At 68.0% G+C, this 20,708-nt stretch carries 21 protein-coding genes; 11 read left to right on the plus strand and 10 right to left on the minus strand.

Annotated features, from left to right (window positions below):
• Positions 1–9 precede the first annotated feature (9 nt).
• On the plus strand, positions 10–981 hold the full coding sequence (locus QSJ30_RS06145; protein ID WP_285607507.1) for a DUF1028 domain-containing protein: 972 nt from the start codon (positions 10–12) through the stop codon (positions 979–981).
• A gap of 8 nt (positions 982–989) precedes the next feature.
• Here QSJ30_RS06145 and lspA read toward each other — a convergent pair whose 3' ends face one another.
• The 6 genes from lspA to QSJ30_RS06175 all read right to left on the minus strand — a co-directional run bounded on the left by lspA (position 990) and on the right by QSJ30_RS06175 (position 8,404).
• Positions 990–1,481 (minus strand): signal peptidase II, encoded by a 492-nt coding sequence (gene lspA / locus QSJ30_RS06150; RefSeq protein ID WP_285607509.1) that lies wholly within the window; start codon positions 1,479–1,481, stop codon positions 990–992.
• Positions 1,478–4,267, minus strand: coding sequence for an isoleucine--tRNA ligase (gene ileS, locus QSJ30_RS06155; protein ID WP_285607511.1), 2,790 nt, complete (start codon positions 4,265–4,267; stop codon positions 1,478–1,480). The genes lspA and ileS overlap by 4 nt, the downstream gene beginning before the upstream one ends.
• Positions 4,268–4,399: 132 nt before the next feature.
• Positions 4,400–4,783, minus strand: a complete 384-nt coding sequence (gene mscL / locus QSJ30_RS06160; RefSeq protein ID WP_285607513.1) for a large conductance mechanosensitive channel protein MscL — start codon at positions 4,781–4,783, stop codon at positions 4,400–4,402.
• 57 nt (positions 4,784–4,840) lie between these two features.
• The gene (locus QSJ30_RS06165) at positions 4,841–5,944 is read right to left on the minus strand and encodes an OmpA family protein (protein ID WP_285607514.1); all 1,104 of its coding nucleotides are present in this window, start codon (positions 5,942–5,944) and stop codon (positions 4,841–4,843) included.
• Positions 5,945–6,356: 412 nt separating this feature from the next.
• Positions 6,357–6,881 (minus strand): acyl-CoA carboxylase biotin carboxyl carrier protein subunit, encoded by a 525-nt coding sequence (locus QSJ30_RS06170; protein WP_285607515.1) that lies wholly within the window; start codon positions 6,879–6,881, stop codon positions 6,357–6,359.
• An 11-nt stretch (positions 6,882–6,892) separates the two neighbouring features.
• Positions 6,893–8,404 carry an acetyl-CoA carboxylase biotin carboxylase subunit gene (locus QSJ30_RS06175; protein WP_420798761.1) on the minus strand — a complete coding sequence of 504 codons (1,512 nt, stop codon included), beginning with the start codon at positions 8,402–8,404 and terminating at the stop codon, positions 6,893–6,895.
• Between the two features lie 161 nt (positions 8,405–8,565).
• Here QSJ30_RS06175 and QSJ30_RS06180 point away from each other — a divergent pair, with 161 nt between their 5' ends.
• Entirely contained in the window at positions 8,566–9,009 is a 444-nt protein-coding gene (locus tag QSJ30_RS06180) for a hypothetical protein (RefSeq protein WP_285607518.1), read from the plus strand.
• Positions 9,010–9,022: 13 nt separating this feature from the next.
• On the opposite strand, the gene coaBC is transcribed toward QSJ30_RS06180, so the two are convergent.
• Positions 9,023–10,231 (minus strand): bifunctional phosphopantothenoylcysteine decarboxylase/phosphopantothenate--cysteine ligase CoaBC, encoded by a 1,209-nt coding sequence (gene coaBC, locus QSJ30_RS06185; RefSeq protein WP_285607520.1) that lies wholly within the window; start codon positions 10,229–10,231, stop codon positions 9,023–9,025.
• A gap of 87 nt (positions 10,232–10,318) precedes the next feature.
• Between coaBC and QSJ30_RS06190 the strand changes: the two genes are divergently transcribed.
• The 7 genes from QSJ30_RS06190 (at position 10,319) to QSJ30_RS06220 (ending at position 16,592) form a co-directional block, all read left to right on the plus strand.
• Positions 10,319–10,603 (plus strand): DNA-directed RNA polymerase subunit omega, encoded by a 285-nt coding sequence (locus QSJ30_RS06190; protein ID WP_243315126.1) that lies wholly within the window; start codon positions 10,319–10,321, stop codon positions 10,601–10,603.
• A 135-nt stretch (positions 10,604–10,738) separates the two neighbouring features.
• Complete coding sequence (locus QSJ30_RS06195) at positions 10,739–11,446, plus strand: TetR/AcrR family transcriptional regulator (protein WP_285607525.1); 708 nt, start codon at positions 10,739–10,741, stop codon at positions 11,444–11,446.
• Positions 11,443–12,435: an HlyD family secretion protein gene (locus QSJ30_RS06200; protein WP_285607527.1), complete on the plus strand. Its 993-nt coding sequence runs from the start codon at positions 11,443–11,445 to the stop codon at positions 12,433–12,435. Before QSJ30_RS06195 ends, QSJ30_RS06200 begins: the two co-directional genes overlap by 4 nt.
• Positions 12,435–13,358, plus strand: coding sequence for an ABC transporter ATP-binding protein (locus tag QSJ30_RS06205; RefSeq protein ID WP_285607528.1), 924 nt, complete (start codon positions 12,435–12,437; stop codon positions 13,356–13,358). The genes QSJ30_RS06200 and QSJ30_RS06205 overlap by 1 nt, the downstream gene beginning before the upstream one ends.
• The gene (locus QSJ30_RS06210; protein WP_285607529.1) at positions 13,351–14,313 is read left to right on the plus strand and encodes an ABC transporter ATP-binding protein; all 963 of its coding nucleotides are present in this window, start codon (positions 13,351–13,353) and stop codon (positions 14,311–14,313) included. Before QSJ30_RS06205 ends, QSJ30_RS06210 begins: the two co-directional genes overlap by 8 nt.
• Positions 14,310–15,452 carry an ABC transporter permease gene (locus QSJ30_RS06215; RefSeq protein WP_285607530.1) on the plus strand — a complete coding sequence of 381 codons (1,143 nt, stop codon included), beginning with the start codon at positions 14,310–14,312 and terminating at the stop codon, positions 15,450–15,452. The genes QSJ30_RS06210 and QSJ30_RS06215 overlap by 4 nt, the downstream gene beginning before the upstream one ends.
• Before the next feature lie 9 nt (positions 15,453–15,461).
• On the plus strand, positions 15,462–16,592 hold the full coding sequence (locus tag QSJ30_RS06220) for an ABC transporter permease (protein ID WP_285607531.1): 1,131 nt from the start codon (positions 15,462–15,464) through the stop codon (positions 16,590–16,592).
• A gap of 12 nt (positions 16,593–16,604) precedes the next feature.
• Here QSJ30_RS06220 and QSJ30_RS06225 read toward each other — a convergent pair whose 3' ends face one another.
• The gene (locus tag QSJ30_RS06225) at positions 16,605–17,387 is read right to left on the minus strand and encodes a DODA-type extradiol aromatic ring-opening family dioxygenase (RefSeq protein ID WP_285607532.1); all 783 of its coding nucleotides are present in this window, start codon (positions 17,385–17,387) and stop codon (positions 16,605–16,607) included.
• 117 nt (positions 17,388–17,504) lie between these two features.
• Between QSJ30_RS06225 and QSJ30_RS06230 the strand changes: the two genes are divergently transcribed.
• Positions 17,505–18,233, plus strand: a complete 729-nt coding sequence (locus QSJ30_RS06230; RefSeq protein ID WP_285607533.1) for a pyridoxine 5'-phosphate synthase — start codon at positions 17,505–17,507, stop codon at positions 18,231–18,233.
• A complete protein-coding gene (locus tag QSJ30_RS06235) occupies positions 18,230–19,048 on the plus strand; it encodes a DUF4388 domain-containing protein (protein ID WP_285607534.1) in 819 nt (272 codons plus the stop codon). The genes QSJ30_RS06230 and QSJ30_RS06235 overlap by 4 nt, the downstream gene beginning before the upstream one ends.
• 17 nt (positions 19,049–19,065) lie before the next feature.
• Here the strand turns inward: QSJ30_RS06235 and QSJ30_RS06240 are convergent, their stop codons facing one another.
• Together QSJ30_RS06240 and QSJ30_RS06245 are read right to left on the minus strand one after the other, a co-directional pair.
• Positions 19,066–19,752, minus strand: a complete 687-nt coding sequence (locus QSJ30_RS06240; RefSeq protein ID WP_285607536.1) for a fumarylacetoacetate hydrolase family protein — start codon at positions 19,750–19,752, stop codon at positions 19,066–19,068.
• 9 nt (positions 19,753–19,761) lie between these two features.
• On the minus strand, positions 19,762–20,682 hold the full coding sequence (locus QSJ30_RS06245) for a tyrosine recombinase XerC (RefSeq protein ID WP_285607538.1): 921 nt from the start codon (positions 20,680–20,682) through the stop codon (positions 19,762–19,764).
• Positions 20,683–20,708 lie beyond the last annotated feature (26 nt).

Raw genomic sequence — 20,708 nt, forward strand, 5'->3', positions numbered from 1 at the left:
GGAGCCCCCATGCGCCTGTTCGCCCTCGCCCTCCTCGCCCTGGCGCTGCCTGCCCAGGCGGACGACGTCCCCCGCAGGCCGGTCCACACCTACTCCATCGTGGCCCGGGACGCAGCCACGGGTGACCTGGGCGTGGCCGTGCAGAGCCACTGGTTCTCTGTGGGCGCCTCGGTGCCCTGGGCGGAGCCCGGGGTCGGCGTGGTGGCCACCCAGAGCTTCACCGATCCCAGCTATGGCGCCCTGGGACTCGCCCTCATGAAGGCGGGCAAGCCCGCGCCCGAAGCGCTGAAGGCCCTCCTGGCGGCAGACCCCGATCGCGAGGTGCGGCAGGTGGCCATGGTGGACGCCCAGGGCCGGGCCGCAGCCCACACGGGCGCCAAGTGCATCCAGGCCGCGGGCCACGAGGTGGGCGAGGGCTTCACCGTGGAGGCCAACCTCATGGACCGGGCCACGGTCTGGCCCGCCATGGCCAGGGCCTTCCGCGCCGCCAAGGGCGACCTGGCGGACCGTCTGCTGGCGGCCCTCCGTGCCGCCCAGGCCGAAGGGGGCGACATCCGCGGCCAGCAGAGCGCCGCCATCCTCATCGTGAAGGGCAAGGCCACGGGCCAGCCCTGGAACGACCGCCTCTTCGACCTGCGCGTGGAGGACAACCCGGACCCGCTGAAGGAGCTGGGCCGCCTCATCCAGCTGCGCCGGGCCTACCGCCTCATGGACGAAGGCGACGGCTTCGTCACCGCCGGCAAGTGGGCCGAGGCCAAGGCCGCTTATGAGGCCGCGGCCAAGCTGGCTCCCGGCATCTGGGAGATGCCCTTTTGGCAGGCCGTGGCCCTGGCCTCGAGCGGCAAGCGCGACGAGGCCCTGCCCATCTTCAAGCAGGTCTTCGCCGCCGAGCCCTTCTGGAAGCGCCTCGTGCCCCGCCTCGCCGACGTGGATCAGCTGCCCAGGGACCCCGCGCTGCTGAAAGCCATCGAGGCCCAGTAGCCGGCGGCTCAGCTTTCAGTGGGTCGATGCTCGGCCTTCGGCGCCAGCAGCATCCGCAACCCGTAGAGGACGGCTCCCACGAGGATGAAGCTGTCGGCCAAGTTGAAGGTCCAGTAGTGCCAGGTGCCGAAGATGAAGTCGAGGAAGTCCACCACGGCGCCGCGCAGGAGGCGGTCGATGCCGTTGCCCATGGCCCCGCCGAGGATGAGACCCAGGGCCACGCGGTCCCAGGTGGAGGTACCCCTGGCCAGGAAGAGGCGGCCGAAATAGACCAGCGCCGCCAGACCCGCCAGGCCGAACACCACAAACCGTGCCGCCTCCGGCAGCCAGGTGAGGCTGCCGAAGATGGCACCGCGGTTGAAGCCCAGGGTCAGGTAGAAGAACCCTTTGATGACAGGCAGGGACTCGTTTTCGCCCAGAGTCCGCAGGATCCAGCTCTTGGAGCCGAGATCCACCGCGAGGGCGGTGGCGGGGAGCAGCAGCCAGAGGAGACGCTTCACCCGGCCACCACCGTCGCACAGCGGGCGCAGAGCCCGGCATCCTCCCCCGTCCCGTGGCCGCCCTTCCGGTTCCAGCAGCGGGGGCACTTGGTGCCCTGGTGGGTGGTGACCGCTACGACGGGGGCTGCGGCGCCCGAATCTGCGGTTCGGGCGAGGGAGGAAACGACGAGCAGGTCGTCCAGGGATTCGCCGAGGCCATCCAGCAGATCCCACTCCGCCGGATTCAAGGTGATCTCCACCGCCGCATCCAGGCTCGTGCCGATGGTCTTGGCGGCGCGGTGGGGCTCCATGGCCGCCTGGACCGCCTCGCGGACCACCCAGAGCTTTTCCCACCTGGGATCAGCGGCGGTGCCGTTGCCCTGCGGGAACCGCTGTTCATGCACACTGCCGGAGCAGCCCGGGATCTGCTCCCAGGCCTCGTCCGCGGTGAAGCTCATGACGGGGGCCAGCAGGGTGCAGAGGCCCTGGGCCAGTTCCCAGCAGGCCTGACGGCAGCTGCGGCGCCTGGGTGAGTTGAGCGCATCGCAGTAGAGGCGGTCCTTGATGATCTCAAAGTACCGGCCCGAGAGCTCCAGCTGGCAGAAGCTCAGGAGAGCCTGGGTGGCGCGGAGGAACTCGAAGCGCGTGTAGGCATCGCGGACTTCCCGCGCCATGCGGCCGAAGGCGTCCAGGACCCAGCGGTCCAGGGGCGCCAGATCGGCGGGCGCGACCACATCCCTGGCGGGGTCGAAATCCGCCAGGGCGCCCAGGAGGAAGCGCAGGGTGTTGCGGGTCTTGCGGTAGGCGTCGGCGCTGCGGTCGAGGATCTCCTTGGAGATGCGGATGTCCTCGCTGTAGTCGCTGCTGGCGGCCCACCAGCGCAGGATGTCGGCGCCGAGGGTCTTGAGGATCTCCTCGGGTGTGATGACGTTGCCCAGGCTCTTGGACATCTTCTGGCCCTTGCCGTCCAGCACGAAGCCGTGGGTGACCACCTGCTTGTAGGGCTTGGTGCCGGTGGCGGCGAGGTTGAACAGCAGGGAGCTGTGGAACCAGCCCCGGTGCTGATCGGATCCTTCCAGGTAGATGAACTGGCTGTAGTCTGCGCGGTTCAATTCGGGGTGGGACTCGCACACCACGGAGGCGCTGACGCCGGAATCGATCCAGACATCAAGGATGTCCGTCTCCTTCTGGAAGACCGTGGAGCCGCATCGGCAGCGCGCCCCGGCGGGCATCAAATCCTCGACCGGCAGTTCGGACCAGGCCTCGATGCCGCCCAGCTCGATGGCGGCTGCGGCCTTCTCGAAGATCGAGTCGGCCACCAGGGGCTCGCCGCAGGCCTCGCAGCGCAGCACGGTGATGGGCGTGCCCCAGGCGCGCTGGCGGCTGATGCACCAGTCGGGACGGCCCGCGATCATGGCGTGGATGCGGTTCTGCCCCTGGGCGGGAATCCACTGGGTACCTTCCACGCCTTCGATGCCCAGCTCGCGCAGGCTGCGGCCCTTCCCAGCCAGTTCCGAATCCATGGTGATGAACCACTGCTCGGTGGCACGGAAGAGGATGGGTGTCTTGGTGCGCCAGCAGTGGGGATAGCTGTGGGTGAGGCTCTCTTCGTGGAGGAGCGCGCCGATGTGGCGGAGCCGCTCCACCACCAGCGGATTGCACTCGAAGATGTTCTTCCCCTCCAGCTCGGGATCATTCACGGCAGGGAGGAACTTGCCGTCGGGGCCCACAAGCTGGAGCAGGCCCAGGTGATGGGCCAGGTTGAAGTCGTCCACGCCGTGGTCCGGGGCGGTGTGCACCAGGCCCGTGCCCGTGTCGGCGGTGACGTGGTCGCCCAGCAGCACGGGGCTGTCCCGGTCGATCCAGGGGTGGCGCGCCACCAGGGTCTGGAACTCCTTGCCCTTGCGGATCTCCACCGTGTGCAGCGGCATACCGAGCTTCTTGGCGAAGTCCTCCCGCAGGGTCACGGCCACGATGTAGTGCCGGCCATCCGCGCGGACCACGGCGTACTCCAGGTCCGGGTGCATGGCCACCGCCAGGTTGCTGGGCAGGGTCCAGGGCGTGGTGGTCCAGATGGGCAGGAACAAGGGCGTGGGCAGCTCCATGTGCTTCGCCGCAGCGTCGGCCACCGGGAAGGCCACGGTGATGGCGGGGCTGGTCTTGTCGGCGTACTCGACCTCGGCCTCGGCCAGGGCCGTGCGGGCGCCGTAGCTCCAGTGCACCACCTTCAGCTTGCGGGTGACGGAGCCGCTCTCGAAGAGCTTGGCCAGGTGGCGCACGGTCTCCGCTTCGTACCGGGGATCCATGGTGACGTAGGGCTGTTCCCAGGCGCCGAGCACACCCAGACGCTGGAAGGCCGTCCGCTGGGTGTCGATCCATTTCTGGGCGTAGGCGCGGCACTTCTGGAGGAACTCGGCGCGGCTCACCTCGCGGCGCTTGGGCCCCAGGTCCTTCTCGACGGCGTGCTCGATGGGCAGGCCATGGCAGTCCCAGCCCGGCACGTAGGGCGACTCGTAGCCCTCCATCCACCGGGACTTCACCACCACATCCTTGAGGATCTTGTTGAGGGCGTGGCCCATGTGGATGGCGCCGTTGGCGTAGGGCGGCCCGTCGTGCAGCACTTCGCGGCCCTTGCCGGTGCCGGCGGCATTGTCCGCCTTCCGCTTGGCCTCGATGCGGGCATAGAGGCCTTCGGCCTTCCAGCGCTCCAGGCGCTTCGGCTCGCGCTGCGGCAGGTCCGCCTTCATGGGGAAATCGGTCTTCGGGAGGAAGACGGAGTACTTTTTAACCGGAGCCTGCTCGCTCATCGGCGCCCTCGTGCGTCGGAGGGGCGCACCCGAGCGCCCCTGAGGTTGAACCTCCAGTTCAGCACGGGAAACCCTTCTCTTACAAGAGAAAGGGCCCGGAGTCCGGGCCCTTTCCGATCCTTGCGGAGATCCCTACAGCTGGCTGGTGCAGTACTTGCAGCGGGTGGCCTTGAGGGGCACCTGCTCCAGGCAGGCGGGGCACTCCTTGGTGGTGGGAGCTGCCTCTTCCTTCTTGATGAACCTGCCCAGGAACTTGATCAGCACGAGGAAGACCACCAGGGCGATGATCAGGAAGTTCACCGTGGCGCCCAGCACCGTGCCGATGCGGAACTTGCCGAGCACCCACTCCTCCCACTTGATATTGGCGGGGAGCACCGTGGTCACCAGGGGCATCACGAGGCCATCCACAAAGGCCGTGATGATTTTCCCGAAGGCGCCGCCAATGACCACGGCGATGGCCAGATCAACCACATTGCCCTTCATGATGAAGGCCTTGAACTCGTCCTTCATGGACATGGCGTTCCTCCGGAACCAGGTGGGCGGGAGCCCCGAAAGGCCCCCGCCGTCATGGGACTACTTCTTGGGGGCGGATTCCACGGTGTCCGTGGTGATCTGACGGACTTCGGCCTTGCCGTCCTTCACCTTCACGTCGATCTCGACGCGGCGGTTCTTGGCCTGGCCGTCCTTGGTCTTGTTGTCGGCGATGGGCTTGTCAGGGCCCACGCCCACAGTGGTCACCTTGGAGGCGGGAATGCCGGAGTCGACCAGGACCTTGGCCACGGCATCAGCCCGGCGCTTGGCCAGGGCCTTGTTCACGGCCTTGCTGCCCGTGGAGGAAGTGTGCCCGCTGACTTCCAGAGAGTACTCACCGGGATAGGCCTTCAGGCTGTCGGCCACCTTGCGGATGGCGGCAGTGCCCTCGGGACCCAGGTTCGCCTTGCCGTTGGCGAAGTGCAGCACGGCCTCATCCAGGACGATCTTGGCCGGAGGCGGCGGCACGGGCTTGACCACTTCCCTGGGCGGCTCGGGAGCCGGCGGCGGAGGCGGGGGCGGGGGAGGAGCCACGGGCTCGGGCTTGGGCTCCGGAGCGGGCGGCGGGGGCGGCGGCGGGGGAGCGGGCGCGGCCTTTCTGCCGCCGCCCCAGGTGTAGCCGAGGCCCAGGGTCACCAGGTACTCGATCCGGGACTTGGGGAGTTCCACGCTCACGGCCTTGGCATTCAGATCCATCATGAAGTGCTCGGCCAGCTCGCCCATCACGCCGATGCCGCCGTGGTAGTTGAAGCGGGTGGTGGTCTTGTCGCTGGGCGAATAGTTCTTGTTCACATTCGTTCCGCCCACGCCCGCGGCGAGGTACGGGTACCAGTTGTCGGCGCCCGGCCGGAAGTTGAACAGGCCCGAAAGCAGAAGGTGAGTCTCGTCCCCGGTGGGAGCGCCCGGAATCTTGTCAGCCTTCAGGTCCTGGTGCAGCGCGCGCAGGTCGACGCCCCAGCGATCGGTGTACCAGTGGCCGATACCCAGGCCGTAGTGGATCTGATCCTTCAACTCGAAGGGGACCCCAAAGTTCTTGTCCTTCTCGAACATCGTCTGGCCGACATGGCCCATCACCCAGGCCTTGCCTTCCTGAGCAGACAGGGTGATTGCAGCCCCTGCCAGCAGGAATAGGAGCGTTTTTTTCATAATACCTCCCTCGATTGTGATTCACATCACGCCACAAACTACTCCCGATGCGCACTTTACTTCAACAAAAAAAGAGCCTAATTCCCTTTTTTTGCTGTTTCTAGATCAAAAGGATGAAGCCCTCATCGATATGAATTAATCGACTATCCAAACACCCAACTTGGGCGGAGATCGGCCAAATCTGCCTTGAATCTCAAGCAGGTCCGAGGCATTGGCATCCTGCATGGACCTCAGGTAAGTACGAGCTGCCGGCCTTCAGGCTTTGGGCGCCACCACTGTGATGAGAGCAGCCCCCGTCTCCACGGTGGCACCCTCCTGGACATGCACGACCGTGACGGTTCCCGTCGTGCTCGTCTTCAGCTCATTCTGCATCCTCTTGGTATCGCCTTTGGCGATACGCAAGGCCTCCAATTCAGGCTTCGGGCGCCACGACGGTGATGAGTGCGGCCCCCGTCTCGACGGTGGCGCCCTCCTGGACATGCACGATCGTGACGGTCCCGGTGGTGCTGGTCTTCAGCTCGTTCTGCATCTTCATGGCCTCCATCACAAGGAGGGTCTGGCCTTCCTGGACGAGGTCTCCGGATTTCACGAGGAGCTTCACGATCTTGCCGGGCATGGGAGAGGACAGTACGCCCCCACCTGCGCCGGCGCCTCCGGAACCAGCCAGGAGGGCCCGGCGGGGATCCACCAGCGCGAACTCGTAGGCACCGTCGTAGAGCATGGCCCGGTAGGCGTGGGTGTCCGGGTCCGCCGACTTGGCACGGTCCAGGCGGACCTCCACCGAGCGCCCTTCCATGAGGATCGAGTAGCAGCCAGGCTCCAGCTCGAGGATGTCGATGGGATGCCCCTGCCCCTCCCAGGTCAGCGTGGTCACGCCGTCCTGGTGGAGGAGTTCCACATCAAGGGAGTCCTTGCCGACGAGAAGGGTACGTTTCATCTCTGTCTCCCCTACAACCGGTTGAACCGGCCCCAGTGCTTCCAGGCGTCGGGTTTCCCGTCGGCATGACCCGCCGGCTGGGCGGCCCGGCGCTGCTCGGTTTCCAGTTCGTGCAGCAGGGCGGCGGCCACGGCGAACTTCAGGTCGGGGCCCTGCTCCTTCTTCTTCCAGAACGGCTTGTCGAGCATGCCCGTATGAAGCGCGCCCTCGCGGAAGGGCCCGTGCTCCATCAAGGCTTCATGGAAGGCGATGTTGTGGCGGATGCCCCCGATGCGGTACTCGCCCAGGGCCGCGCGCATGCGCTCGATGGCCTCCAGGCGCGTGGGCCCCCAGGTGCTCAGCTTGCTGATCATGGGGTCGTAGAACATGGGCACCTCGGCGCCCTCGTACACGCCGCCGTCGTCGCGCACGTTGCGCCCGCTGGGCGTGCGGAGGAAGGTGATCTTCCCGGGGCTGGGCATGAAGTTCTTGTCCGGGTCCTCGGCGTAGACGCGGCACTCGATGGCCCAGCCGTTGAGGGGGATCTCCTCTTGGGTCATGGGCAGCTTCTCGCCCCGGGCCACGAGGATCTGCCACTTCACCAGGTCGAGGCCCGTGATCCATTCCGTGACGGGATGCTCCACCTGCAGGCGGGTGTTCAATTCCAGGAAATAGAAGTTGCGGTCGGCGTCCGCAAGGAACTCGACGGTGCCCGCGCCGACGTAGTCCACGGCCTTGGCCACCTTCAGGGCCGCCTCGCCCATGGCCCTGCGCATCTCCGGCGTCACGTGGGGGCTGGGAGCCTCTTCGATCACCTTCTGGTGGCGGCGCTGCACCGAGCATTCCCGCTCGTGCAGGTAGACATGGTTGCCGTGGGTGTCCCCGAAGATCTGGATCTCGATGTGGCGCGGCTGGACGATGGCCTTCTCCACATACACGCTGTCGTCGCCGAAGGAGGAGAGGGCCTCGCCCCGGGCCCGGGCCAGGGAGGACGTGAAGTCCTCGGCCTTGTGCACCAGGCGCATGCCCTTGCCGCCACCGCCCATGGCGGCCTTGAGCATCACCGGGAAGCCGATCTTCTGGGAGGCCGCGAGCAGTTCTTCGTCGGCCATGGTTTCCTGGATGCCCGGCACCACGGGACAGCCCGCTCGAAGGGCCACAACCCGGGCGGCGGTCTTGGAGCCCATGCTCTCGATGGATTCGGGCCGTGGCCCGATGAAAGTGATGCCCGCGGCCGCGAAGGCTCGCGCCGCCTCGGCGTTCTCCGAGAGGAAGCCGTAGCCCGGGTGCACTGCGTCGGCGCCGCTGCGCCGGCAGACGTCAATGATCTTCTCGATCACCAGGTAGCTCTCACGGGCCGCGGCGGGGCCGATGCAGTAGGCCTCGTCCGCCATGCGGACGTGCAGGGCGCCACGGTCGGCCTCGGAGTACACCGCTACCGTGGGAATCCCCATCTCTCGGCAGGTGCGGATCACTCTCACGGCGATTTCCCCGCGGTTCGCAATCAAGATCTTGGTCACGGCCATCGGCTCAACCTCGCTCATTGGAATCGGATCGCAGGCTTGCGCGGGGACCTGACCCCGATCGCTTCGCTCCCGCTCCCTCGCTCCGCTCGATCGCGGAGGGGTCATCGTCCCCTCGATTGGCAATGAGGATCTTGGTCACGGGCATGGGTGGGCCTCGTCTTCGGGCATGATGGATGGTGATGCGATCCCCCAGACTAGCAAACCCGCTGCTCGCCATCACGCTCAGCTTCCTGGCAGTCCACTGCGGGCGGAAGGGCGATCCCGTCCCGCGGCCCCGGGCGGCGGCCCAGGCCATGGAGGCCCACCTGGAGGGGTTGCGGAAGATCCGACTGGTGCTGCCGTCCACGGACATGAACGGGACCCCTCTGGCGGGCGTCGAATCCCTGCGGGTGCTCTACCTGCCCCTGGGCCTCGCCAAACCCACTCCAGAGGAGGTCTTCAGCCGGGGCGAGGTGGTGCTGGAGCGCCGGCGCCCGGATCTGCCAGGGCCCGGCGAGGCTCTCGTCATGGACTTGCAGTCCCTGCAGCGGCCCCCGGGCTGGATCGTCATCGTGGCCGTGCGCCTGGGCGAGGTCCCCGGGCGCCCCAGCGAGGTCCTGCCCTGGCTGGATCCGGCGCTCTGAGGGGCTGAAAAGGCTACAGGCCGGACTCCCGGGCCTCGAGCCGGTGGCCCCACCACTGCACGACGGCCCGGGCCAGGTCATCCTTGGGCAGGGGCCCGATGGGAGCCTGGGGCCCCTGGGCGGTGACGGGCGTCAGGGTGTTCGCCTGGGCTCCGAAGGCCCGCCCCCCCTGGATGTCATTGACCAGGACCGCATCAAGGCCCTTCTTCTGGAGCTTGGCCGCCGCATGGGCCAGGTGGTCCTCGCTTTCAGCCGCGAAGCCCAGGATCCACTGGCCCGGCCGCTTGGTGCCAGAGAGGGTGGCGAGGATATCCGGGGTGCGGACCAGAACCATCGTCTCGGGCCCGTCCCCCTTCTTCACCTTCTCCGCGGCGTAGGCCTCCGGCCGCTGATCGGCCACCGCGGCAGCCCCCACCAGGCCATCGACCGCGCCCCAGCGGGCCTCGCAGGCCGCCAGCATCTCCTGGGCGCTGCGGACGCGGGTCGTCTCCACACCCCAGGGAGCCGGCAGGTCACCTCCCAGCACCAGCTGCACCTGGGCCCCGGCATCCCGGAAGGCCCTGGCCAGCTCGATGCCCATGGCGCCGGTGCTCCGGTTGGTGAGGGTGCGAACGGGGTCCAGGTCCTCCCGGGTGGGCCCGGAGGTGATGAGCACCCGCCGCCCCGTCAGGCTGCGGGACTTGGGTGTGCCATGCAGCAGGATGGCCTCGGCGATGGCGGCGACCTCGGCGAGCTTGCCCGAGCCCTCCTCCCCGCAGGCCAGGACGCCTTCCCCGGGCTCGACCACGGCGTGGCCGAAGGAGCGCAGCCGGGCCAGGTTAGCCTGCACGGCGGGATGCTCCCACATGCCCGTGTTCATGGCCGGAGCCCACAGGACCGGCGCCCGGGTGGCCAGCAGCACCGTGCTGAGCAGGTCCGAGGCCAGGCCGTTGGCCGCCTTCCCGATGATGTTGGCCGTCGCGGGCACCACGGCCACCAACTCCGCCCAGCGGGCCAGTTCGATGTGCTCGATGCTGGGGTTGGCGCGCCACTCGCCCTGGTCCGGGTTGGCCCCGTAGCAGGGCTCGCCCGTGAGGCTGCTGAGCGTGAGGGGCGTGATGAAGCGGGCGCCCGCCTCGGTGAGGATGCAGCGGACCCGGTGGCCCTGGTTGGCCAGCAACCGGGCCAGATCAGCGGACTTGTAGGCGGCGATGCCGCCGGTGATGCCGAGGATGATCTGCATCAGAGAGACTCCTGGAGCCCCCATCCTACTCCAGCCACATTGATTGAACGGCTGGCAGGTGTTATGCTTCCTGGTTCGGAGTGGCCCATGACCCAGCGCACCATCGTCCGTGTACCAGAAGAAATCGCCAACAAGTACCGCTTCGTCGTCGTGGCGGGCAAGCGCTGCGACCAGCTCCAGCGCGGCGCCTTCCCCAAGGTCGAAGTGGTCGTCCCCGTGAACAAGCACGGCCAGGCCCAGGATGCCCCCAAGCTGGCCTCCTTCTGGGGCCAAGTGGCCATGGCCGAGGTCGAGGAGAACCGTATCGCCTTCGAAGAGCCCGAGATCATCACCATCGAGGACACGACGGTGGTCCCCATCTCCGGCGAGTGAAGGCACCTGTTCCCGGAAAAGCCCCCGTCCTGGGGGCTTTTTCAGGTCTGGTCAAAATTTCCACATTCGATGAAATAGCTCTTGCCGGGTTCCACGTGAGACTTCATGATTCAACGTCTGTTGAATTGGAGCCCCATGCCCTCCCCTGCCCGCCCTCGCGGCCCCAAGCCCAATCGGATGGACCCGGACCAGATCCTGGACGCCGCCCAGGAGGTCTTCGCCCGGGACGGCCTCCGGGCGGCCAGCCTGCGGGCCATCGCGAAGCAGGCCGGGTGCGATCCGGCCCTCATCTACTACCACTTCGACAGCAAGGAGGCCATGTTCACGGCCCTGCTGGCCCGCCGCTTCCCGCCCATCCTCCAGGATCTCGAGAGGGTGGCGGCGCCCGGAGATCCCCGCTCCACCGCCCTCAGGCTCTGGGAGGTCGTCCGGATCTACCACCGGCACCTCAAGGATGATCCCGCGATCCGATCCCTCATCCGGGGCGAGATCGTGCGCGGAGCCGAGGGGCTCTCGGACCTCATCGAGGCGCGGATCCGTCCCATCGTGATGGCCATCCGGAGCATCCTCGACCAGGGCATCGCGCGGGGGGAGCTGCGAGCGGACCTCCATACCCTGCTGGGCACCTTCTTTCTCGCGAGGATGCACCTCGAGATCCTCGACCTGCTGCCCACCGTGCTGCCCCGTCTCATGGGACTGCCCCATGACCAGGCCGTGGAGACCGGGCTGCAGGTCTGGTTCGACCTGTATTGGCGGGGTGTCGCCCGGGACCCGCTCGCTCCGTTGCCGCCCCTGCCCGGACTTGCGGCAGACCCCATCCCCATCAAGGAGACCCGTCCATGAGACCGGCAGACCGGCACCTTCCCATCACCACGCTGGTTCTCCTGGCCGGCACGGCCTTCCTGGCCACCGGCTGCGGGAACCACCAGGAGAACCGCCTCAAGCTCTCGGGCAACATCGAAGTCATCCAGGTGGAGGCCAGCTTCCGGGTGCCAGGCAAGGTGCTGGAGCGCCCGGTGGATGAGGGCCAGGTGGTCCAGGCCGGACAGCTCATCGCCCGGCTCGACGCCAGGGACCTGGAGCAGCAGGTGGCCATGCGCCAGGCGGACGCCGCCACCGCCAGAGCCGCCTTGGACGCGGCGCTGGCCGGATCGCGCAAGGAGGAGATCGAAGCCTCCAGGGCCGCCCTGGAGCAGGCCAACGCCGATCTCCGGAGGCTGGAGCCCGACGAGGCCCGGCTGCGCGACCTCCAGCAGCAGGGCATCCTCTCGGTGCGCGACTACGAGGCCAGCCGGGCCTCCCTCGAGGCGGCCCGCGGCAAGGTCCGGCAGGCGGATCAGCAGTTCACCCTCATCCGCAAGGGACCCCGGAAAGAGGACATCGACCAGGTCCGGGCCCGGTTCGAGCAGGCCCAGCAGGCCCTCGCCCTGGCCCGGACCCAGCTGGGCTACGCCACCCTCACGGCGCCGACCGCCGGCGTGATCCTCTCCAAGAACGTCGAGCCCATGGAGTACGTCTCGCCGGGCACGGCGGTCGTGACCATGGCAGATCTCGGGCAGGTCTGGCTGCGCGCCTACGTGGAGGAGTCGGATCTGGGCCGCGTGAAGGTGGGCCAGAAGGCGTTCGTCACATCCGATTCCTTCCCCGGGAAGCGCTACGAGGGCCGCGTGGGCTTCATCGCCTCCGAGGCCGAGTTCACGCCCAAGACCGTCCAGACCCGCAAGGAGCGCACGAAGCTGGTCTACCGCATCAAGATCGACATCCCCAACCCGGCCCAGGAGCTCAAGCCCGGCATGCCCGTGGACGCCGAGATCGCCCTGGACGGCCGGTGATGGAGACCGTTCGGACCCAGGCGCTCACGCGCCGCTTCGGGGATCTCGTGGCCCTCGACCAGCTGACCCTGGCCGTGGAGGAGGGGGAGATCTTCGGGCTCGTGGGGCCGGACGGTGCGGGCAAGACCACCACCATGCGCCTGCTGACCGGAATCCTCGAGCCCACCTCGGGCGAGGCGTGGGTCGACGGGCTGCACGCCGTGCGGGATGCGGAGGCCATCAAGGACCGCATCGGCTACATGGCCCAGCGCTTCGGCCTGTACCCGGATCTCACGGTGCAGGAGAACATCGACTTCTACGCTGACCTCTACGAAGTCCCGAAGGCCGGCCGGAACGAGCGCGTCGAACGGCTCCTGGCCTTCAGCAACCTCACGCCCTTCCGGCGCCGCCACGCGGGCAACCTCTCCGGAGGGATGAAGCAGAAGCTGGGGCTCGCCTGCGCGCTCATCCACACCCCCCGGGTGCTCTTCCTGGACGAGCCGACGAACGGCGTGGATCCGGTCTCCCGCCGGGACTTCTGGCGCATCCTCTACCAGCTTCAGCAGGAGCGGGTGACCATCTTCGTCTCCACGGCCTACCTGGACGAGGCCGAGCGCTGCAACCGCATCGGCCTGCTCCACCAGGGCAGGCTCCTGGCTTGCGACACCGTGGAGGGTGTGAAGGGCCTGCTGAAGGGCGCGCTCCTGGAGGTCCGCTGCGAGTCCCCCCGGCGGGCCGCGGGGATCCTGCGCGCCGCCGACCTCGGCTCCGTGGCCCTTTTCGGCGACCGCATCCATGTGCTCGCCGCAGACGCGGACCGGGGCCGGACCGCCGTGGAGGCCGCCCTCCAGGCCGAGGGGATCCCCGCGCTGGAGATCCAGGTGATCGAGCCCACCCTCGAGGACATCTTCACCTCCGCGATTCCCGAGGTGGCGCTTGGCTGAGTTCGCCGTGACCCTGCGCAACCTCGAGCGGCGGTTCGGGGACTTCGTGGCCGTCAACCGCATCAGCCTCGACGTGCGCCAGGGCGAGATCTTCGGCTTCCTCGGCCCCAACGGCGCGGGCAAGTCCACCACCATCCGGATGCTCTGCGGCCTGCTGGAACCCACCGGCGGGCAGGGCACCGTGGCCGGGCACGACATCCGCACCGAACGCGAGGAGATCAAGCGGGGCATCGGCTACATGAGCCAGAAATTCAGCCTCTATGACGACCTCACCGTAGAGGAGAACATCGACTTCTTCAGCGGCATCTACGGCGTGCCCCATGACAAGAAGGCCGGGCGGAAGGCCTGGGTGCTGGATATGGCCCACCTCGTGGAGCACCGCCACACGCGGACGGGCCTGCTCCCCGGCGGCTGGAAGCAGCGTCTGTCCCTGGGTTGCGCCCTGCTCCACGAACCCCGGGTGCTCTTCCTGGATGAGCCGACATCCGGCGTGGATCCCCTGAGCCGGCGGTCCTTCTGGGACCTCATCTATCAGCTGGCCGGCGAGGGGGTCACGGTCTTCGTCACCACCCACTACATGGAGGAGGCCGAGTACTGCGACCGCCTGGGCCTGATCTACCGGGGCGAGCTGGTCGCCCTGGGCACGCCCAGCGAGATGAAGGGCGAGCTCATGGCCGACCAGGTGCTGCGCGTCTCCTGCGACCGCTCCCATGAAGCCCTGGGCGTGGCCGCAACCGTGGCAGGCGTCCGGGACGCGGCCCTCTTCGGGCAGGACATCCACCTCATGACGGAAGACGCCGAAGCCCTCGCGCCCCGCCTCCGCCAGGCCCTCGTGGCAGCCGGCTTCCAGGTGGGCACCGTGGAGCGCATCGCGCCCTCTCTGGAGGATGTCTTCGTCTCCCTCATCGAAGCCCGGGACCGCGCCGACGGCGCCCAGCAGGAGTTCAGGGCATGAGCCCCCTCAACCTCCACCGTCTCCGCGCCGTGGCGCGCAAGGAGTTCATCCACGTCCTGCGGGATCCCCGCGCCCTGGCCATCGCCATCGTGCTGCCCATGATCATGCTGATGATCTTCGGCTACGCCCTGACCATGGATCTCGACCGCGTGCCCCTGGCGGTCTGGGACCAGAGCCGCACGCCCCAGAGCCGGGAGCTGATCAGCCGCTTCGAGGGCTCGCGGTATTTCTCCGTGACCACAAGGCCCGGCTCCTACGCCGAGGTGGAGGAATCCATCGCCGGGGGGCGGACGATGATGGCCCTGGTCATTCCAGTCGAGTTCGGCCGGCGGGTCGCCTCCGGAAGGAAGACCGAGGTGCAGGTGCTGACCGATGGCAGCGACGCCAACACCACCACCCTGGCCCTCTCCTACGCCGATACCATCGTGCGGAACTACTCCCAGGAACTCCTGGTGGAAAAAGCCCGGCAGCTGACGGGCCGGCCCCCCGCCCTGCCCCTGGATCTGCGGTTCCGGGCCTGGTTCAACACGGACATGGAGTCCCGGATCTTCATCGTGCCCGGGCTCATCGCCGTGATCATGATGCTCATCGCCGCGCTGCTCACCTCGCTCACGGTGGCGCGGGAGTGGGAGACCGGCACGATGGAGCAGCTCATCTCCACACCGCTCCGGGGAAGCGAGCTGATCCTGGGAAAGCTCGCCCCCTACTTCGCCATCGGCATGGTGGACATGCTGCTCTCCGTGCTGGCCGGCCGCTTCCTGTTCGACGTGCCCATCCGCGGAAGCCTGCTGCTCCTGTTCGGCGTCTCCGCCGTCTACCTGGTGGGGGCGCTCTCCCTGGGCATCCTCATCAGCACCAAGGCCAAGAGCCAGCTCCTGGCCAGCCAGTTCGCCTTCGTGGCCACCTTCCTTCCGGCCTTCCTGCTCTCGGGCTTCATGTTCGACATCGGCAACATGCCCAGGGCCCTCCAGGTGGTGACCTACCTCATCCCGGCCCGGTACTTCGTGACCTTCCTGCGCGGCCTCTACCTCAAGGGGACAGGCCTGGCCCAGCTGTGGCCCGAGTGCCTGCTGATGGTCGCCTTCGGCACCTTGATGCTCGGCCTCGCCATCCGCAGCTTCCAGAAGCGATTGGCCTAGGAGGTGCCTATGCTCGAACGCCTCTACCGGATGCTCGTCAAGGAATTCATCCAGGTGCTCCGGAACCCCAGGATGCGGGCCGTCCTGTTCGTGATGCCCGTGGCCCAGGTGATCATCATCGGATACGCGGTGAATACCGATGTGCGCCACGTGCCCATGGCCGTCTACGACCTGGACCGCACCCCCGCCACCCGCGACCTGATCGCCCGCTTCGAGGGCTCGGGATGCTTCGACGTGGTGCGTCGGATCACCTCCGAACCGGAGATCCAGGAAGTGCTGGACTCCGGGGAAGCGAAGGCGGTCCTCCGGCTCAACCGTGGCTTCGCTGAGGCGTTGCAGGGGGGAGGCAGCGCCCGGGCCCAGTTCCTCCTGGACGGTTCGGACTCCAACACAGCCAGCGTCGCGCTCACCTACGCCGCCAGGATCTCCGCCGACTTCAACCGGTCGCTCCTGGAGCAGCGCTTCTCGCGGACAGCCGGAGTGCACCTCGATGCCGAGCCCATCGCCCTCGTCTCCCGCGCCTGGTTCAACCCCAACCTGGACAGCCGCAACTTCTTCGTGCCGGGCGTCCTGGCCATGCTCGTGGCCGTGCTCACGATCATCCTCTCCAGCATGTCCATCGTGCGGGAACGGGAGGTCGGCACCATGGAGCAGATCATGGTCACGCCCATCGGCCGGCTGGAGTTCATCCTGGGCAAGACCATCCCCTTCGCGGTCATCGGTCTTGTGGACGTCGCCCTCATCGCCCTCATCGCGGTCTTCTGGTTCCGGGTGCCCCTGCTCGGCTTCCCGCCGATCCTGTTCCTAGGCACGGGCCTGTACTTGCTGAGCACGCTCGGCGTCGGCCTCTTCATCTCCACCGTGAGCTCCACCCAGCAGCAGGCCATGATGACTGCCTTCTTCTTCATGCTGCCAGCCTTCATGCTCTCGGGCTTCGTCTATCCCATCGCCAACATGCCCAAGGTGGTGCAGGTCCTCACCTACCTGAACCCCCTCCGGTACTACCTCGTGATCATCCGGGGCGTGTTCCTGAAGGGACTGGGCCTGGAGGTGCTCTGGCCCCAGATGCTGGCCCTGACCGCCCTCGGAACCCTCATGCTGCTCCTGGCCGCGGGGCGGTTCCGGAAGACGATGGGCTGAGGCGTCGCAGCCTCAGGCGAACCGGTAGCTTGCCAGGCTGAGACTGCCCAGCTGCCAGCCTTCGAAGACCGGCTCCGGCACGGACTGGGCAGCGCCCAGCGCCACAAAGAGGGGATCCAGGTGCTCGGAGGTGGGCACCGATTCCGTCGCACCGGGGGCTCCTGGCCAGCCTGTGAGTCCGACAGCGTCCCCAGCCGCCAGGCGCGCCCGCACCCAGTCCTGGAAGGCCAGGGCCCAGGGCTGCGGCCCGGAGGCATCCTGCCAGTCGAGCCTCCGGAGGTTGTGGACGATGCCGCCACTGCCGAGGATGAGTACGCCAGAATCCCGCAGCGGCGCCAGGGCGCGGCCTGCCGCCAGGAGCTGTTCCGGCGTCCGGGGCCGGGGCAGCGAGAGCTGCACCACGGGGACATCAGCCTTCGGCACCAGGTAGCGCAGGGGCACCCAGGCGCCGTGATCGAGAGGACGCTGGGCCTCCAGTTCCGCTTCCATTCCCGTGGCACGAAGCAGGAACGCGGCCTCCGCTGCCAGGCCCGGCGACCCGGGCGCGGGGTAATCCAGGGCATAGAGCGTCTCAGGGAAGCCCCCGAAGTCGTGCATGACCCCCGGGACTTCCGCCGAGGAGAGACGGAACGCACCCCCCGCCTCCCAGTGGGCCGAGCAGACCAGGATGCCGCGGAGGGGCGGGAGGTCTTCCCCGAGGGCTGCGACCGCCGCGCCCCAGGCCCCGCCCTCCAGGGCGAGCATGGGCGAGCCGTGGGCGAGGAACAGGGCGGGGAGGGAGGGAGATTCGGCCATGCTGCAAGGATGGGTTTTTTATATATGTGTTTCAACTTCTTTTTTTGGTTCTTGAGCCTCGCCTCGTTCATGCCGATTGGAGGGTAAGCTAAGGAAGGTCAGCTACTGGAGCCCGCATTGAACCTCAGGCTTGGCGTGAACATCGATCATGTGGCCACCCTCCGGCAGGCCCGGGGCGGTCATGAGCCCGAGCCCGTGGCGGCGGCCCTGCTGGCCCAGAGCGCCGGGGCCCACGGCATCACAGTCCACCTCCGGAGTGACCGCCGGCACATCCAGGACCGGGATCTCCGTGTGCTGAAGGATGTCCTGGCGATCCCCCTGAATGTGGAGTGCGCCGCCACGCCCGAGGCCCTCGAGGCCGTCGTCCCCGTCCGCCCCTCCTGGATCACCCTGGTGCCGGAAAGCCGGGAGGAACTCACCACCCAGGGCGGGCTGGACGCCATCTTCCTCCAGGGCATGCTGCGCCCCGTGATGCGGGAGCTGCGCAGCGCGGGCATCCGCGTGAGCCTGTTCGTGGACCCGGTGCTCGATCAGGTGAAGATGGCCGCCAAGCTGGAGGCCGACGCGGTGGAGCTGAACACCGGGATCTACAGCGATCTGCCCATGGACTCCGATGCCACCCTCGAGCTCGGCCGCATCCGCGACGCCGCCCGCCTGGGCAGCCGGCTGGGGCTGCGGGTCCTGGCCGGCCACGGGCTGGACCTCCACAACGTGGGCCCCATCGCCGCCATCCCCGAGATTGAGGAGCTGAATATCGGCCACAGCCTCATTGGGCGGGCCGTCCTCGTGGGACTGGAGCGGTCGGTGGAAGAGATGTTGGCCGCCATGGCGGAGACCAGGCCTTGAGCAATCTCCGCGGTACCTTGGAGAGCATTGCCCTCACGGACGTGGCCCAGCTGCTCCACGTCAACCGGAAGACCGGCATGCTCCAGGTGACCTCGGGCAAGACGAGCGGCGTGCTCTATTTCTCGAATGGCGAGGTGATCCACGCCGAGACCGTGGCGGGCCGCGGCGAGACCGCCGCCTTCGAGATCCTCGAGTGGGTGTCGGGCCACTTCGAGTTCCTCGGCACCCAGATCCAGGTCCCCGCCTCGATCCGCCGCACCGTGCCGGATCTGCTCATGGACTCCGCCCGCCTCCAGGACAGCCGGAGGCGCCTCCACACCATCTTCCCCAGGCTGACCGCCGTCCCCTGGCCCACCATGCGCCCGCCCCAGCTCCTGGAGGGCATCAAGGTGTTCGCGGAGGACCGCCGGATCATGCCCTTCTTCGACGGCTACCGCGACTTCCAGGATGTCATGGCCGCCACGGGGCAGAACGATGTCGCCGTGCTCCAGGCGGCCTCCCTCCTCAAGGACGCGGGGCGGCTGGAGGTGCTGGAGCCGGATGCCCATGTCACCGTGGCGGAACTGAAGACCGGCCTCTTCAAGAAGGCCGATCATCTCGGGTTGCCCAAGGCCATGGAGGGCTGGTGGACCGTGCTCGGCCCCTACCGCCACGGGGTCGCCAACGTGCGGGTCATCTGGCCCAAGGGGCCCGCCGTGGAGCGGGTGGAGTTCCTGCCCGGGCTACCCGAGAAGCATGTCGCCATCCCCAGGGAGCTGATGCAGGGCTGGGGACTGTCCGAAGGCGCCCACGTGAAGGTGCGGCCCGCTCCCTGAGCGGCGCGGATCCCGGGTCAGACCAGGACAATCTCCAATTCCCCGATGCCCTCGATGCCGCAGCAGACGCGGTTCCCGCGAACCAGGGCCCCCACGCCCGACGGCGTCCCGGTGAAGATGAGGTCACCGGGGGCCAGGGCCACATAGGCGGACAGGTGGGCGATCACCTCTGCCACGTCCCAGGTCATCTGGGCCAGGTCCCCGCGCTGGCGATCGGTGCCGTCCACCGACAACCAGATGGCGCCGGAGGTGGGATGACCGCAGCGCGAGGCGGGCATCACCGCCGACACGGGCGCCGACTGGTCGAACCCTTTGGCCATCTCCCAGGGCTGCCCCTTGTCCTTGAACTTGGCCTGGAGGTCGCGGCGGGTGAGGTCGATGCCCACGGCATAGCCATAGACACAGGCCAGGGCCTTTGCCGCGGGGATGTCCCGACCGCCGCCGCCCAGGGCCACCACCAGCTCCACTTCATGGTGCAGGTTCGCGGTGAGGGGCGGATAGGCGATGTCGCCGCCACGGGGCACCACCGTGTCCGACGGCTTGCCGAAGAAGAACGGGGGCTCGCGGTCCGGATTCCCGCCCATCTCCCGGGCATGGTCCGCGTAGTTCCTTCCGACGCAGTAGATCCGGCGCACGGGGAAGCAGGCCGTGGATTCCGCCACCGGAAGGACCGGGGCCGAGGGGATGGGGATGACGAACTCCATGGGGTGCTCCTAGCCTTTGGCCCGGGGATGGGCCTTCTCGTAGGTCCGGGCCAGTTCCTCCAGGCCCAGGTGAGTGTAGCGCTGCGTGGTGCTCAGGCTCGCATGCCCCAGCAGCTCCTGGATGGCCCGCAGATCCATGCCCCGGTTCAGCAGGTGAGTGGCGAAGCTGTGGCGCAGGGCATGGGGGCTCACGCGGGAGCGCACCGCCGCGGCCTCCAGGGCTGAGCGCAGCAGGGCGCGCACGCTGGTGGGCGTGAGCCGCCCGCCCCGCTGGTTGAGGAAGAGGGCCGGGCTCGGAGGCAGTTCCTTCTGGGCGAGGAAGGCGGACCGGAAGCCGAGGTAGGCCCCCAGGACCTCACCGGCCTGCAGGTGATAGGGCACCAGGCGCTCCTTGCGCCCCTTGCCCAGCACCCTCAGCGTGCGCTCGCCCGTCAGCAGGTCCTGGAGATCCAGGCCCACCAGCTCGGAGACGCGCAGGCCCGAAGCATAGAGCAGCTCCAGCAGGCAGGTCAGCCGTGCGGACGGGAAGTCCACGGCCGGCGGAAGATCCAGCAGGGCCTGGCTCTCGCCCTCGGTGAGGAACGCGGGGAGCCGCTTGGGCTGCTTTGGATTCCGCAGGCCGGAGGCGGGGTTCTTCGAAATGCGCCGAGTCTCCCACAGCCAGCGGAAGAAGGTCCTGGCCGTGGAGAGAATGCGGGCCTGGCTGGCAGGGTCGAGGCCCCGGTCCCCCAGTTCCAGAGCGAAGCCGCGCACTGTGCGGGGGCTCACCTCCCAGCCGTTCCACTGACAGCGGACGGCGTGGTCCAGGAGCTTGTCCAGGTCGCCGCGCTGCGCGCGCGCGGTGTGCGGAGACACGCCACGGGCCTGCTGTTCCAGGTGGAAGGCCTGGATGCCCTCCCCCAGCGGTGCCGCGGCATTCCCTGCTACCATGTCCCCACATCCCCAAGTATCTGGAG

Origin of the sequence: Geothrix edaphica (assembly GCF_030268045.1) — a bacterium.
Taxonomy (GTDB): domain Bacteria; phylum Acidobacteriota; class Holophagae; order Holophagales; family Holophagaceae; genus Geothrix; species Geothrix edaphica.

Excerpts from the sequence above, each read along its gene's own strand:
- QSJ30_RS06205 (WP_285607528.1), top strand. The coding sequence starts at position 12,435 with ATGGAGACCGTTCGGACCCAGGCGCTCACGCGCCGCTTCGGGGATCTC.
- QSJ30_RS06200 (WP_285607527.1), top strand. The coding sequence starts at position 11,443 with ATGAGACCGGCAGACCGGCACCTTCCCATCACCACGCTGGTTCTCCTG.
- QSJ30_RS06220 (WP_285607531.1), top strand. The coding sequence starts at position 15,462 with ATGCTCGAACGCCTCTACCGGATGCTCGTCAAGGAATTCATCCAGGTG.
- mscL (WP_285607513.1), bottom strand. The coding sequence starts at position 4,783 with ATGTCCATGAAGGACGAGTTCAAGGCCTTCATCATGAAGGGCAATGTG.
- QSJ30_RS06240 (WP_285607536.1), bottom strand. The coding sequence starts at position 19,752 with ATGGAGTTCGTCATCCCCATCCCCTCGGCCCCGGTCCTTCCGGTGGCG.
- QSJ30_RS06165 (WP_285607514.1), bottom strand. The coding sequence starts at position 5,944 with ATGAAAAAAACGCTCCTATTCCTGCTGGCAGGGGCTGCAATCACCCTG.
- coaBC (WP_285607520.1), bottom strand. The coding sequence starts at position 10,231 with ATGCAGATCATCCTCGGCATCACCGGCGGCATCGCCGCCTACAAGTCC.
- QSJ30_RS06145 (WP_285607507.1), top strand. The coding sequence starts at position 10 with ATGCGCCTGTTCGCCCTCGCCCTCCTCGCCCTGGCGCTGCCTGCCCAG.
- QSJ30_RS06225 (WP_285607532.1), bottom strand. The coding sequence starts at position 17,387 with ATGGCCGAATCTCCCTCCCTCCCCGCCCTGTTCCTCGCCCACGGCTCG.
- QSJ30_RS06175 (WP_420798761.1), bottom strand. The coding sequence starts at position 8,404 with ATGAGCGAGGTTGAGCCGATGGCCGTGACCAAGATCTTGATTGCGAAC.
- QSJ30_RS06180 (WP_285607518.1), top strand. The coding sequence starts at position 8,566 with ATGCGATCCCCCAGACTAGCAAACCCGCTGCTCGCCATCACGCTCAGC.
- QSJ30_RS06195 (WP_285607525.1), top strand. The coding sequence starts at position 10,739 with ATGCCCTCCCCTGCCCGCCCTCGCGGCCCCAAGCCCAATCGGATGGAC.
- QSJ30_RS06245 (WP_285607538.1), bottom strand. The coding sequence starts at position 20,682 with ATGGTAGCAGGGAATGCCGCGGCACCGCTGGGGGAGGGCATCCAGGCC.
- ileS (WP_285607511.1), bottom strand. The coding sequence starts at position 4,267 with ATGAGCGAGCAGGCTCCGGTTAAAAAGTACTCCGTCTTCCTCCCGAAG.
- QSJ30_RS06170 (WP_285607515.1), bottom strand. The coding sequence starts at position 6,881 with ATGAAACGTACCCTTCTCGTCGGCAAGGACTCCCTTGATGTGGAACTC.
- QSJ30_RS06215 (WP_285607530.1), top strand. The coding sequence starts at position 14,310 with ATGAGCCCCCTCAACCTCCACCGTCTCCGCGCCGTGGCGCGCAAGGAG.
- QSJ30_RS06190 (WP_243315126.1), top strand. The coding sequence starts at position 10,319 with ATGACCCAGCGCACCATCGTCCGTGTACCAGAAGAAATCGCCAACAAG.